The organism is Variovorax durovernensis, from assembly GCF_977011995.1.
In genome coordinates, this window is the sequence record NZ_CDRNCW010000001.1 from 3,815,302 (window position 1) to 3,829,053 (window position 13,752).

Annotated in this window: 10 protein-coding genes; all 10 read right to left on the reverse strand. The window is 65.2% G+C overall.

All coding sequences use genetic code 11. The features are described from left to right. Positions 1–110: 110 nt before the first annotated feature. The 10 genes from typA to ACWV14_RS18185 all read right to left on the reverse strand — a co-directional run bounded on the left by typA (position 111) and on the right by ACWV14_RS18185 (position 13,749). Positions 111–1,949, reverse strand: a complete 1,839-nt coding sequence (gene typA / locus ACWV14_RS18140) for a translational GTPase TypA (RefSeq protein ID WP_454902931.1) — start codon at positions 1,947–1,949, stop codon at positions 111–113. After that, positions 1,946–2,902, reverse strand: a complete 957-nt coding sequence (truB, locus tag ACWV14_RS18145) for a tRNA pseudouridine(55) synthase TruB (protein WP_454902932.1) — start codon at positions 2,900–2,902, stop codon at positions 1,946–1,948. The genes typA and truB overlap by 4 nt, the downstream gene beginning before the upstream one ends. Before the next feature lie 2 nt (positions 2,903–2,904). After that, positions 2,905–3,276, reverse strand: a complete 372-nt coding sequence (gene rbfA / locus ACWV14_RS18150) for a 30S ribosome-binding factor RbfA (protein ID WP_081270552.1) — start codon at positions 3,274–3,276, stop codon at positions 2,905–2,907. A gap of 21 nt (positions 3,277–3,297) precedes the next feature. Beyond that, positions 3,298–6,288, reverse strand: a complete 2,991-nt coding sequence (gene infB / locus ACWV14_RS18155; protein ID WP_454902933.1) for a translation initiation factor IF-2 — start codon at positions 6,286–6,288, stop codon at positions 3,298–3,300. 24 nt (positions 6,289–6,312) lie between these two features. After that, positions 6,313–7,806, reverse strand: a complete 1,494-nt coding sequence (gene nusA, locus ACWV14_RS18160) for a transcription termination factor NusA (protein WP_454902934.1) — start codon at positions 7,804–7,806, stop codon at positions 6,313–6,315. 15 nt (positions 7,807–7,821) lie between these two features. Next, a complete protein-coding gene (rimP, locus tag ACWV14_RS18165; RefSeq protein WP_454902935.1) occupies positions 7,822–8,469 on the reverse strand; it encodes a ribosome maturation factor RimP in 648 nt (215 codons plus the stop codon). 189 nt (positions 8,470–8,658) lie between these two features. Then, positions 8,659–9,855, reverse strand: a complete 1,197-nt coding sequence (locus tag ACWV14_RS18170) for a YbfB/YjiJ family MFS transporter (protein WP_454902936.1) — start codon at positions 9,853–9,855, stop codon at positions 8,659–8,661. 16 nt (positions 9,856–9,871) lie between these two features. Further along, on the reverse strand, positions 9,872–11,512 hold the full coding sequence (locus ACWV14_RS18175) for an ABC transporter ATP-binding protein (RefSeq protein ID WP_454902937.1): 1,641 nt from the start codon (positions 11,510–11,512) through the stop codon (positions 9,872–9,874). Continuing rightward, positions 11,512–12,552, reverse strand: coding sequence for an ABC transporter permease (locus ACWV14_RS18180; protein ID WP_454902938.1), 1,041 nt, complete (start codon positions 12,550–12,552; stop codon positions 11,512–11,514). Before ACWV14_RS18180 ends, ACWV14_RS18175 begins: the two co-directional genes overlap by 1 nt. Before the next feature lie 156 nt (positions 12,553–12,708). After that, positions 12,709–13,749, reverse strand: a complete 1,041-nt coding sequence (locus ACWV14_RS18185; protein ID WP_454902939.1) for a microcin C ABC transporter permease YejB — start codon at positions 13,747–13,749, stop codon at positions 12,709–12,711. Between the last annotated feature and the right edge of the window lie 3 nt (positions 13,750–13,752).

The window sequence follows — 13,752 nt, forward strand, 5'->3', positions numbered from 1 at the left end:
CCAGACGGCAAAAGTCACCAGCGGTGACAGCTTCAGGAAGAAGCCGCACCGGATGGTGACTTTGGGGCACGCCTTGCCGTGCGCCAGGACGCACGGCAAGGCAAAGGCGATCAGCCCTGCGACGTGTCGCGGCCGGCGCGCTTGCGCTCGTGTTCCTTCAGGAAACGCTTGCGCAGGCGAACGCTCTTGGGCGTGATTTCGACCAGCTCGTCGTCCTCGATGAATTCCACGCCGTATTCGAGCGTGAGTTCGATCGGGGGCGTGATCTTGATCGCGTCTTCCTTGCCGCTCACGCGGAAGTTGGTCAGCTGCTTGGTACGCGTGGCGTTCACCACGAGGTCGTTGTCGCGGCTGTGGATGCCGACGATCATGCCTTCGTACACCGGGTCGTTGGCGCGCACGAACATGCGGCCGCGGTCGTCCAGCTTGCCCAGCGCGTAGGTGAAGATTTCACCGTCGTCCATCGAGATCAGCACGCCGTTCTTGCGGCCGCCGATGTCGCCCTTGTGCGGCTCGTAGCTGTCGAAGATGTTGCTGATGAGGCCCGAGCCGCGCGTCAGGTTCAGGAATTCGTTGGTGAAGCCGATCAGGCCACGCGCCGGAATGCGGTACTCCAGGCGCACGCGGCCACGGCCGTCCGGTTCCATGTTGACGAGTTCGCCCTTGCGCTCGCCCAGTGCCTGCATCACGCCGCCCTGGTGCTGGTCTTCGATGTCGGCAGTCACAAGCTCGATCGGCTCGTGCTTCTCGCCATCGATGGTGCGGAACACCACGCGCGGCTTCGAGACGGCCATTTCGTAGCCTTCGCGGCGCATGTTTTCCAGCAGGATGGTCAGGTGCAGTTCGCCGCGGCCCATGACTTCGAAGATGCCTTCTTCGTCGGTCTCGTTCACGCGCAGGGCCACGTTGTGCTGCAGTTCCTTCTGCAGGCGGTCCCAGATCTGGCGGCTGGTGACGAACTTGCCTTCGCGGCCGGCCAGCGGGCTGGTGTTCACGCAGAAGTTCATCGTCAGCGTGGGCTCGTCGACCTTAAGCATCGGCAGCGGAGCCGGGTTGGCCGGATCGGTGATGGTCACGCCGATACCGATGTCAGTAATGCCGTTGATCAGCACGATTTCACCGGGGCCGGCTTCCGTGGCCTGCACGCGGTCCAGGCCCTGGAACGTCAGCACCTGGTTGACGCGGCCCTTGATGGACTTGCCGTCCGGACCTTCCATGACCACGACGTCCGTCATGGGCTTGAGCGTGCCCTGGCTGATGCGGCCCACGCCGATGCGGCCGACGAAGGTCGAGAAGTCGAGTGCCGAGATCTGCAGCTGCAGCGGCGCGGCGGGGTCACCCTTTTGCGACGGCACGTGCTTCAGGATGGTGTCGAACAGGGCCGACATGTCGGGGCCCCACTGCTCGCTGGGCGCACCCTCTACGAGCGACGACCAGCCGTTGATGCCCGAGGCATACACCACCGGGAAGTCGAGCTGTTCGTCGGTCGCGCCGAGCTTGTCGAACAGGTCGAAGGCGGCGTTGACCACCTTGTCGGGGTTGGCGCCGGGCTTGTCGACCTTGTTCACCACCAGGATGGGCTTCAGGCCGAGGGCCAGTGCCTTCTTGGTCACGAAGCGCGTCTGCGGCATCGGGCCTTCCTGGGCGTCGATCAGCAGCACCACGCCGTCGACCATCGACAGCGCGCGTTCCACTTCACCGCCGAAGTCCGCGTGGCCCGGGGTGTCGACGATGTTGATGTGCGTGCCTTGCCAGGTCACGGCGCAGTTCTTGGCCAGGATGGTGATGCCGCGTTCTTTTTCGATCGCGTTGTTGTCCATCACCGTATCGACCACTTTCTCATGATCGGCGAAGGTGCCCGACTGACGCAGCAGCTGGTCGACCATGGTGGTCTTGCCATGGTCCACGTGGGCAATGATGGCGATATTGCGAATTTGCTTGGTACTCATGGTGTCGCTTCGGTCTGTTGTGCGTTCAAAAGAATTTGCTGGATTTCGATGGGGTTCAGCAAGCGCCCCGGAATCAGTTCGCCGCCGGTGACATGGGCCGTCCCGAGAAAGGCGGCAGGCTCGGCGCCGAAAACGGCCACCTCGCCGGCGTCGGCCCAGCTGCCACGGCGGCGCAGGCCCGAAAGAAAGCGTGCAGCATCTTCCGCGCCAAGCGTGACGCGGCTGTGGCCGTCCACCAGCGCCTCGGCCGGCAGGAGCCGCGCAAGCCGCTCGTCTTCGTCCATGGCCTCCAGCGCCTCGAGCGTGATGCACTGCGCCTCGACGAAATCGCCGGTGGCAATGCGGCGCAGCGAAGTCAGGTGCGCGCCGCAGCCCAGTGCCTCGCCGATGTCCTCGCCGAGGGTGCGGATGTAGGTGCCCTTGCTGACGGTGGCACGGATGCGGATGACGTGGTCGCCCACCGCGCCGATCGCGAGCCTGTGGATCACCACGTCGCGCGGCGCCCGCTCTACTTCGACGCCTTCGCGGGCGTATTCGTACAGCGCCTTGCCGTCTTTCTTGAGCGCGCTGTGCATCGGCGGCACCTGCCTGATCGGGCCCGTGAATTGCGCCTCGACGCGCGCCAGGTCTTCCGGCGTGACGTGCACGGGCCGCTCGGCGATGACCTGGCCCTCGGCGTCGCCGGTCGCGGTTTTCACGCCCAGGCGGGCCGTGGCCTCGTAGGTCTTGTCAGCGTCCAGGTGGAGCTGGCTGAATTTGGTGGCCGCGCCAAAGCACAGCGGCAGGACGCCCGTCGCGAGCGGATCGAGCGTGCCGGTGTGGCCCGCTTTTTCCGCGCGCAACAACCACTTGGCCTTCTGCAAGGCCTGGTTGCTGGAGAGTCCCAGCGGCTTGTCGAGCAACAACACCCCATGCACAGGGCGCCGCTGCACCCGTGTGCGTGGCGCGTTCATGGCTAGTCGTCTTTCGAGCGCGAAGCGACGGCTTGCGCGATGAGCGCGTTCATGTCGGCCGCACGCTCGGTAGTGCGGTCGAACAAGAAGTGCAGCGTGGGCACGGTGTGGATATGCAGGCGCTTGAACAGGCCGTTGCGCAGGAAGCCCGCGGCCTGGTTCAACGCTTCGGTGGTCTCGGTCACGTCGCCCGTGAGCATGCTGAAGAAGACCTTCGCGTGCGCATAGTCGGGCGTCACCTCGACAGCCTGGATCGTGACCATGCCCACGCGCGGGTCCTTCAACTCGCGCGCGATCAGTTCCGTCAGATCACGCTGGATCTGGTCGGCGACCTTGAACGCGCGGTTGGGGGCGGCGGCTTTTCTTTTCGGCATGGACTCTTTCGCGTCGAACGCTTACAGCGTCCGGGCGATTTCCTTGATCTCGAAGAATTCGAGCTGATCGCCCTCTTTGATGTCGTTGTAGTTCTTGAGCTTGATACCGCACTCAAAACCTTCGCGGACTTCGCGGACATCGTCCTTCATGCGCTTGATCGAATCGACTTCGCCGGTGTAGATCACCACGTTGTCGCGCAGCAGGCGGAAATGCGCGCTGCGGTTGACCGAGCCAGAGGTGATGTACGAACCTGCAACGGTACCGATCTTCGAGGCAACGAACACCGTGCGGATCTCGGCCGAGCCGATGATTTCCTCGCGGCGCTCCGGTGCCAGCATGCCCGACATCGCGACCTTGATCTCGTCCACGGCGTCGTAAATGATGCTGTAGTAGTTCAGCTGGATGCCATTGCCCTCGGCCAGCTTGCGCGCACCGGCATCGGCGCGCACGTTGAAGCCGATAACGACCGCCTTCGAGGCGATGGCCAGGTTGATGTCGCTTTCGCTGATACCACCCACGCCGGCGTACACGATCTGAACCTTGACCTCGTCGGTCGCCAGCTTGAGCAGCGACTGGGCCAGCGCTTCCTGCGAGCCCTGCACGTCGGCCTTGATGATGATGCGCAGCGTCTGCACTTCGCCGGCCGACAGGTCGGTGAACATGTTCTGCAGGTTCGCGGCTTGCGCCTTCGCCAGCTTGGTGTTGCGGAACTTGCCGGCACGGTAGGTCGCGATTTCGCGCGCACGGCGCTCGTCGCTCATCACCATGAACTCGTCGCCCGCCTGCGGCACTTCGGTCAGACCCTGGATTTCGACCGGGATCGACGGGCCAGCGGCCTTGGTCGACTTGCCGTCTTCGTCCAGCATGGCGCGCACGCGGCCATAGGTCGAGCCGGCCAGCACCACGTCGCCGGTCTTGAGCGTGCCGGACTGAACCAGCACGGTAGCGACCGGGCCGCGGCCCTTGTCGAGCTGGGCTTCGATGACCAGGCCCTTGGCGGCGGCATCCACCGGCGCCTTGAGTTCCAGCACTTCGGCCTGCAGCAGCACTTGCTCGAGCAGGTCGTCGATGCCCTGGCCGGTCTTGGCCGACACACCGACGAACGGAACGTCGCCGCCGTACTCTTCAGGCACGACCTCTTCGGCCACCAGTTCCTGCTTGACGCGGTCCAGGTTGGCATCGGGCTTGTCGATCTTGTTGATCGCGACCACGATCGGAACACCCGCCGCCTTCGCGTGCTTGATGGCCTCCTTGGTCTGGGGCATGACGCCGTCGTCGGCCGCCACCACCAGGATCACGATGTCGGTGGCCTGTGCACCGCGGGCACGCATGGCCGTGAAGGCCTCGTGACCCGGGGTGTCGAGGAAGGACACCATGCCGCGTTCGGTCTGCACGTGGTACGCGCCGATGTGCTGCGTGATGCCGCCGGCTTCGCCCGCTGCGACCTTGGCGCGGCGGATGTAGTCCAGCAGCGAGGTCTTGCCGTGGTCGACGTGGCCCATGACGGTCACGACCGGTGCGCGCGGCAGTGCTTCCGCCGTTTGCGCCGACACGTCCTCGTCGGTGAAGGCTTCCGGATCGTCCAGCGCGGCAACCACCGCGTTGTGACCCATTTCCTCCACCAGGATCATTGCGGTGTCCTGGTCGAGCGACTGGTTGATGGTCGCCATCTGGCCGAGCTTCATCAGCTGCTTGATGACTTCCTGTGCCTTGACGGCCATCTTGTGCGCGAGTTCGGCCACGGTGATGGTTTCGGGCACGTGCACTTCGAGAATGCGCGCCTCGACCGGTGCTGCCGGTGCGTGTTGCTCGTCGTGACCGCCGCGGTCGTTGCCACGGCGACCACGCGGGCCTCCGCGCCAGTTGCCGCGACCGACACCGCCGCTGGCGTCGCCGCGGGTCTTGATTTCCTTCTTCTTGGCAGGATCGCCAGCCCAGCTCGAAGAGAGCTTGGCGGACTTGACTTCCTTGCCGGCACCGGCGGCTGCGCCGGGTGCGGCTGCAGCGCCGGGCGCCGCGGGCGCGCCAGGGCGGGCCGCAGGCGTGGCCGGCTTGTGCAGCGTGCCCTTGACCGCGGCCTTCTCGGGCTGCGGCTTCTCGGGCGCCTTGTGCGGCACCAGCACGCGGGCCGGTGCGTTCATCATGGCGCGAATGGCTTCGGCTTCGGCCAGGGCCTTGCGGCGACGCTCGTCGAGGTCCTTGGCGCGAGCGGCTTCTTCGTCGGCACGGGCCTTCGATTCGGCGGCGGCCTTGGCCTTCGCGTCTTCCTTGGCTTGCGCGGCGGCGTTCTGCGCGGCGAGCTTGGTGTCGGCAGCCTGCTGCTCGGCAGCGGCTGCCGCGGCGGCCGCTGCCGTCACTGCGGGAGCGGGTGCGGGCGCAGCCGGCTTGGCGGGAGTGCTCTTGGCGGCCGCTGCGGCAGCGGCTGCCTCGGCGGCGGCCTTCTTCTCGGCGGCCGCGCGTGCGGCTTCCTGCTCAGCCTTCTCTGCGCGCTCGGCCTTCTCGGCCTGTTCGCGTTCGCGGGCTTCGGCTTCTTCGCGCAGGCGGCGCTTTTCGGCCAGCTCTTCTTCCTGGCGGCGGATCAGTTCGGCCTGGCGGCGCGCTTCTTCCTCGCGGCGGGCCAGTTCGGCCTCATCGACGCGGGGAGCGGCGGGTGCCGCGGCGGGCGCTTCCGCCGCTTGCGGTGCAGCCTCGGGCGAAGCCGGATGGCCGTCTTCGCGCTGGATGAAGGTGCGCTTCTTGCGCACCTCGACCTGGATGGTGCGGGCGCGGCCGGTGGCGTCGGCCTGCTTGATCTCGCTGGTCGACTTCTTGGTCAGCGTGATCTTCTTGCGTTCAGGCTCGACAGTGCCGTGGCTGGCCTTGAGGTGGCCAAGCAGGCGCTGCTTGTCAGCCTCGGTGAGCGCATCGGTGACGGCCGCTTTGGGCACGCCTGCGCTCTTGAGCTGGTCAAGCAGGGTTTCGGGAGTCTTCTTGAGCTCGTTCGCGAACTCGGCGACAGTGGTACTGGACATATTGGTTTCGTGCCTCCATGACCGTCACTCTTGGCCGGCGAACCAATGTTCGCGGGCTTTCAAGATGAGGGCTTTGGCGTCATCGGCGCTTTGGCCGGTGATCTCGGTGAGTTCATCGACCGCGAGGTCGGCAAGATCGTCACGGGTGTTCACACCCGCTGCGATCAGCTTGGGAATCAGCTCGGGGTCGAGCCCGTCGAGGTCGTGCAGGTTCTGGGAAACCTGCGACTGGGCCTCGACGCCCTCTTCCTTGGCGATTTCCATGGTGAGCAGCGCATCCTTGGCACGCGCGCGCAGCTCGTTGATGGTGTCTTCGTCGAATGCCTCGATCTCCAGCATTTCGGAAATCGGCACGTACGCGACTTCCTCGAGGCTGTTGAAGCCTTCGGAGATGAGGATGTCGGCGATTTCCTCGTCGACGTCGAGCTTTTCCATGAAGAGCTTGCGGCTGGCGTCGGTCTCGGTCGCCTGCTTCTGGGCCGACTCGTTGGCGTCCATGATGTTGATCTTCCAGCCGGTGAGGTCGGAAGCCAGGCGCACGTTCTGGCCGCCGCGGCCGATGGCGATGGCGAGGTTTTCCTCGTCGACTACCACGTCCATGGCGTGCTTTTCTTCGTCCACCACGATCGACGACACGTTGGCCGGGGCCAGCGCACCGATCACGAACTGGGCCGGGTCTTCGCTCCACAGCACGATGTCAACACGCTCGCCGGCGAGCTCGTTGGTCACGGCGTTCACGCGGGTGCCGCGCACGCCGACGCAGGTGCCAATCGGGTCGACACGCTTGTCGTGCGAGAGCACGGCGATCTTGGCGCGCGAACCGGGGTCACGGGCGCAGCTCTTGATTTCGAGCAGGCCCTGTTCGATTTCAGGCACTTCCTGGCGGAACAGCTCGACCATGAACTCGGGAGCAGAGCGCGACAGGATGATCGGCGCGCCGCGCAGCGTCAGGTCGACTTCCATGATCATGGCGCGCACGCGGTCGCCATTGCGCAGGTTCTCCTTGGCGATCATCTCGCTGCGGCGCAGGCGCCCTTCGACACGGCCGGCCTCGACGATGATGTCGCCCTTGTCCAGTCGCTTGACGGTGCCCACGAAGATCTTGTCGCCGCGCGACATGAAGTCGTTGAGCAGCATCTCGCGCTCGGCGTCGCGGATCTTCTGAAGGATGACCTGCTTGGCAGCCATGGCACCGATACGGCCGATCGGCACCGATTCGACCGCCTCCTCGATGTACTCGCCGACCTCGATGTCCGACATTTCTTCCTTGGCTTCGAAAAGCAGGATTTCCTGGTCGGGCAGTTGCAGGCCGGCTTCGTCCGGAACGACGTGCCAGCGGCGGAAGGTTTCGTAGTCGCCGCTGTCGCGGTCGACCGACACGCGGATGTCCACGTCGCCCTGATGGAGCTTCTTGGTGGCTTGCGCCAGTGCGGACTCGACCGCGCCGAAAACAACGTCACGCTCGACGTTCTTCTCGCGCGAGATCGCATCCACCAACATCAACATTTCGCGATTCATGCCACCACTCCTCTGTCATTCCGGAACTTGCGTTCCGTCGTCAATATCCGAAAAACCCGGTTGGGTTTTGGCCTTGCGGCCCTTGAAATCCACAATGGGCGCGAGCCGCGCCTCGCGCAGCTCGTCCAGCACGAAGCCCAGCGCATGCAACGGTGCAGGCGCGCGCTTCTTGCTCACTTTTTGACCCGGCTTGGGTTCCGGCGCCTCGCTCCACACGATTTGCCAGCCCGGGGCTGCGTCAGCCCCCTCTGCCGCTGCAGCACGCTCCAGCGTGCCGCGAAACTTCTTGCGGTTGGCCGACACCTGGCCCGCCGCGGCGGCGCCCATGGGCGCCTTGAGCGTGATGTCGATCACCTCGCCCACGAAACGTTCGAAATCCTGCTCATTGCGCAGCGGACGGTCAATACCCGGCGAGGACACCTCGAGCCGCTTGTAATCGACACCATCGACCTCCAGCGCGAACTGCAACTGGCGGGTCACCTTCTCGCAGTCTTCCACCGTCACGAAGGGCTCGGGCACGCCGGCAGCCACATCTTCGGAGGTGGGGACCGTCCAGGGCAAATCAATCGTCACGCGCAGCAATCCCCCGGCGGAGCGCTCGATCTCTACCAGGTCGTAGCCAAGACCGGCTACGGTTTGTTCCACTATTTGCTGCAATGCCACGTGTTCGAAAAAGCCTTTTTAAGAATCGGTTTCCGTGTCACCCGCCCGCCGTGAGTGCCACCTGCATGAAGAAAGCCAGAAAGCTCGAGAATGCATAGACCAAAAAAAACGGGCGGTTGGTACCCGCCCGTTTGGTCGTGAGCCTCGAATTATATGCTATTCACGTGATAAATGAAGGGCCTCGACCATTCAAACTGTCATCAGACGGCGAGATTTGGACCAGACCACTGCAAATAAGACCGATCCGAGCGCCAAAGCAGCCGCCGCGACCAGCAAAGGCAGCTCGAAAGAGCCGGTGCGTTGCGCAAGCGGCGCCGCGAAGAGCGGCCCGACGATCTGCCCCACTCCATATGACGCCGTGGCATAGCCGATCAACCCTGCCGCCGCATTTCCGCGCAGCCGCCGCGCTTCCCGCACCGCGAAAAGCGTGATGGCGGTAAATGGCATGCCTAGCAGCAAGCTGCCGAACGCGAAACCGACGATCGTCGGCCAGGCAACCGACAGCACCACGCCAAGCGCCTGCAGCGCATAGGCCACGGCCAGCAATAGCCGGTTGTCCCAATGCGTCGGCGCGCGGGCGCCGATCAATGCCCCTGGAATGACGGCCAGCCCGAACAGCGGCCAGAAATAGTCCGGCCACGACGAGTCAGGCAGCGCCTGGCGCGCAATCACCGGCAGGAAAGTGGCCGTGATGATGTAGCCGAAGCCCGCCAGCCCGTAGAGCGATACCAGCCAGATCGCATCGCTGCGATCCGTACCCGTCGCCGTCGCGCCCGAAGCAGCGGCAGCCGACGTGGCCGCCTTGCCTGACGCCAGTTGCCCATCGTCGAAAACCCGCCAGATCACCGCGATCAGCACAAAAGCCAGCAGGCCCAGTCCGATCCACCCGGCCTCGGAGCCCCACCGTCCGAGCGCGCCGCCCAGCAAGCCAGTCATCGCGATTCCGATGCCGGGACCGGTGTAGATCACGCCACCCAACATGGGCGAGTTTGTCTCGGCCAGCCTTCGCAACCCCCAACCCGACGCGAAGACGAAAACCCACGCACTCATAACGCCCGCGGTCCAGCGCAGCACGCCCCAACTGGTGAAACTGTGCAACAGACCCATGCCGATCAGCAGCAGCGCCGTGGCGACCAGCCCGCCGCGCACCATGGTCGACGCCTTGATGCCGATGGCCGCGCAAGTGACCGCGCCCAGGAAATAGCCCAGGTAATTGAGCGACGCCAATACCCCGCCGGCCGCCAGTTCCAGCTTTCCCTCGTGAAGCATGATGGGCAGCATGGGCGTGAAAGCAAAGCGCCCCAGGCCCATTGCCACCGCAAGAGTGACCATGCAGGCCAGCGCCGCGCGCCAGGCCTCGCGCCGGTCGCGTCCGGTTTCCGACATTTCTTGCTTGCTCCGTTTATTCCAGCAGCGCGGCGGCCACCAGTTTTTTTGTATAGGGATGCTCGGGCTTGTCGAGCACGCGCTCGACAGGCCCGGTTTCCAGAATGGCCCCGTCCTTCATCACGATGACCTGATGGGCCATGGCCCGGATCACCTCCACGTCGTGCGTGATCAGCAGATAGCTCAGCCCCCTCTCGCGCTGCAGCCGCTGCAGCAGGCCCAGCACCTGCTTCTGGATCGTCACGTCGAGCGCGCTGGTCGGCTCGTCGAGCACCAGCAGTTGCGGATCGACGATCAGCGCCCGCGCAATGGCCAGCCGCTGTCGCTGGCCGCCCGAGAACTCATGCGGATAGCGGTCGAGCAGCGACGGAAACTGCGATTCGGTCAACCCCACGTCGGCCAGCGCAGCGAGCGCACGGGTCCGGCGCGCCTCGGCGCCGAGTTCGGGCGCATGCACGCGCAACCCCTCGCCCACGATCTGCTCCACCGTCATGCGCGGCGACAGCGACGAGAACGGGTCCTGAAACACGACCTGCATCAACCGGCGCAACCCCAGGTCGGACGCACGGTCGACAGCCCAGTCCTTGCCGGCGATCTTCAGCGCACCCTGGTGCTTCAGCAGGCCCAGCGCCGCCAGCGCGAGCGTCGACTTGCCCGAGCCAGACTCGCCGACAACTCCGAGCGTCTCGCCCGGCACTATGCGGAAATCCGCCCCTTGCACAGCAACGAATTCGCCCTTGCGAAACCAGCCGCTGATGCCGGGCTTCGGCACCGGATAGATCACGCGCAGCGCCTTGGCCTCGAGCACCGGCACGGTGCCAGGGCTGCCCGCCACCGCGGCAACGTCGCGCGTCGGATGGCTGTCGATCAGCTTGCGCGTATAGGGATGCTGCGGCGCGTCGAACACCGGGGCCACGGCGCCATGCTCGACGATGTGGCCGTTCTCCATGACGACCACGCGGTCGGCGAAGCGGCGCACCAGATTCAGGTCGTGCGTGATCAGCAGCACGGCCATGCCGTACTTGCGCTGGAGATCCGCCAGCAACTCCAGGATCTGCGCGCGCACAGTGACGTCGAGCGCCGTGGTCGGCTCGTCGGCCAGCAGCAGGCGCGGCTTGCAGGCGAGCGCCATCGCGATCATCGCGCGCTGACGCTGGCCGCCCGACAGCTGGTGCGGAAACGCCCTCGCCCGCCGCGCCGGCTCGGGAATGCCGGTGTCGGCCAGCAGTTGCACGGCGGCGGCCTGCGCGGCGCGGGCCGACAAGGCTTCATGCAGCTCGAGCACCTCGGCGATCTGGTCGCCCACGCTGTAGAGCGCGTTGAGCGCGGTCATCGGCTCCTGGAAGATCATCGCGATCTCCTTGCCGCGGATGCCGCGCAGCTCGCGCTCCGGAATCGACAGCAGATCGCGCGGTGCTTGCTGGCGCTCTGCGCCGAAGAGCCGCGCCTCGCCGGTTACATCAGCGTTCTGCACCAGCCGCAGCAGCGACAGCGCGGTGACGGTCTTACCCGACCCCGACTCGCCGACGAGCGCCAGCTTTTCACCGGTGGCGATCTGGAAGTCGATGCCGTGCACCACCTCCTTGCCGCCGAACGCGACGCGCAGGCCCTTCACATCGATCAGGGGCTGGCCGGTTTTGTTGTTGTTGTCGCTCATCACTTGTCAGCCTTGCGCGGATCGAGCGCATCGCGCAGCGCATCGCCCATGAAAGTCAGCAGCATCAGCGTGACGACCAGCACGCCGAAGGTGGAAATGGAAATCCACCAGGCGTCGATGTTGGCCTTGCCCTGGCTCAGCAGTTCTCCGAGCGACGGCGTGCCGGGCGGCACTCCCAGGCCCAGGAAGTCGAGCGAAGTCAGCGCCAGGATGGCCGCGCTCATGCGGAACGGCAGGAAGGTGACGACCGGCACCATGCTGTTCGGCAGGATGTGCCGCCACATGATCTGCAGATTGCTCACGCCGAGGGCACGCGCGGCACGCACGTAGTCCATCTGGCGATTGCGCAGGAACTCGGCGCGAACATAGTCGGCCAACCCCATCCAGCCGAACAGGCTCAGCAGGATGAGCAGCAGCGCCACGCTGGGCGCGAAGATCGCGCTGAAGATGATCAGCAGGTAGAGCTCCGGCATGGAGCTCCAGATTTCGATGAAGCGCTGGAACGCGAGGTCGATCTTGCCCGCGAAATAGCCCTGCACCGCCCCAGCGGCCACACCCAGCACCGTGCCGATGGCCGTGAGCGCCAGGCCGAACAGCACGCTCACGCGAAAACCGTAGATCAGCTGCGCGAGCAGGTCGCGGCCACGGTCGTCGGTGCCGAAGATGTTGTCGGCCGTCGGAGCGGCCGGACTGGGCGCTTTTGCAAAGTAGTTGAGCGTCTTCGGGCCGTACGGGTTGGGCGCATAGATCGCCCAGTTGTCGCCCTTGGTGATCCGGTCGCGGATGTACGGGTCGAGGTAGTCGGCGGGCGTCTCGAAGTCGCCGCCGAAAGTCTTCTCGGAGTAGTCGCGCAGCACGGGGAAATAAGTGCGGCCTTCATAGCGCAGCACCAGCGGCTTGTCAGTCGACAGCACCTCGGCGAACAGGCTCAGCACCACCATCACGGTGAAGAGCACCAGGCTCCAGTAACCGAGCCGGTTGCGCTTGAAGCGAAGCCAGGCACGGCGGCCGGGCGAGACATGGGTCGAGCTGCTCACCATGGGTACATCAGCCCCACTGATGCCACCGCGCCTGCAGTCCGCAGAGTCCATTCCAGAAACACCGAGGAACCGGCCCCGCCGGGCCTCAGGTGTTGCCCCCGGCAGGGGGACGGCGAAGCGGCACGAAGTGCGCGCAGCCTGGGGGCGAGCCCATGTTCATTCGAATTTGACACGCGGGTCCACCCATACGTAGCAGAGATCGGAAATCAGCTTCGTCACCAAGCCGATCAGCGTGAAGAGGTACAGCGTGCCCAGCACCACCGGATAGTCGCGGCGGATCACGCTCTCGTAGCCCAGCAGGCCCAGGCCGTCGAGCGAGAACAGGGTCTCGATGAGCAGCGAGCCCGCAAAGAAGGCGCCGATGAAGGCCGATGGAAGGCCCGTGATGATCGGGATCAGCGCATTGCGGAACACGTGCTTCCAGAGCACCTGCCTCTCGCCCAGCCCCTTGGCCCGCGCGGTCAGCACGTATTGCTTGCGGATTTCCTCGAGGAAAGCGTTCTTGGTGAGCATCGCCGTCACCGCGAAACTGCCGAGCACCATGGCCGTCACCGGAAGGGTGATGTGCCACAGGTAGTCGACGATGCGCGCCCCCCAGCAGAGTTCGTCCCAGTTGGCGGAAGTCAGCCCGCGCAGCGGGAACCACTGCAGTTGCCCGCCGAAGATCACCAGCAACGCCACCCCGAGCACGAAGCCCGGAATGGCATAGCCGATCAGCACGATCAGCGTGCTGATCAGGTCGAAGCGCGTGCCCGCCCTCACAGCCTTGGCAACGCCCAGCGGCACCGCCACGCCATAGCTGATGAAGAAGGTCCACAAGCCCAGGCTGATCGACACCGGCAGCTTCTCGAGGATCAGCGTCCAGACATCCTTGTTCTGGAAAAAGCTCTTGCCGAGGTCGAATCGCGCGAACTGCCCGAGCATCTGCCACAGGCGCTCGTGCGGCGGCTTGTCGAAGCCATACAGCGCCTTGATCTGCTCCAGGCGCTTCGGGTCCACGCCCTGGTTGCCCCGGTAGCTGCCGCCACCCGATTCGAAACCGCCGCCGCCTCCGCCGCGGCCCGCCGTCTTGGCCTCGGCCAGGTACTGCTCGACCGGCCCGCCAGGCACGAACTGGATGACCAGGAAAGTAACGAGCAGCACACCGAGCAGGGTCGGAATGAACAACAGCAATCGCTTGAGGACATAGGAGAGCACTGG

Coding starts and splice junctions, on each gene's coding strand:
- rbfA (WP_081270552.1), bottom strand. CDS start 3,276: ATGCCGAAAAGAAAAGCCGCCGCCCCCAACCGCGCGTTCAAGGTCGCC.
- ACWV14_RS18170 (WP_454902936.1), bottom strand. CDS start 9,855: ATGTCGGAAACCGGACGCGACCGGCGCGAGGCCTGGCGCGCGGCGCTG.
- infB (WP_454902933.1), bottom strand. CDS start 6,288: ATGTCCAGTACCACTGTCGCCGAGTTCGCGAACGAGCTCAAGAAGACT.
- ACWV14_RS18180 (WP_454902938.1), bottom strand. CDS start 12,552: ATGGTGAGCAGCTCGACCCATGTCTCGCCCGGCCGCCGTGCCTGGCTT.
- ACWV14_RS18175 (WP_454902937.1), bottom strand. CDS start 11,512: ATGAGCGACAACAACAACAAAACCGGCCAGCCCCTGATCGATGTGAAG.
- nusA (WP_454902934.1), bottom strand. CDS start 7,806: ATGAATCGCGAAATGTTGATGTTGGTGGATGCGATCTCGCGCGAGAAG.
- truB (WP_454902932.1), bottom strand. CDS start 2,902: ATGAACGCGCCACGCACACGGGTGCAGCGGCGCCCTGTGCATGGGGTG.
- typA (WP_454902931.1), bottom strand. CDS start 1,949: ATGAGTACCAAGCAAATTCGCAATATCGCCATCATTGCCCACGTGGAC.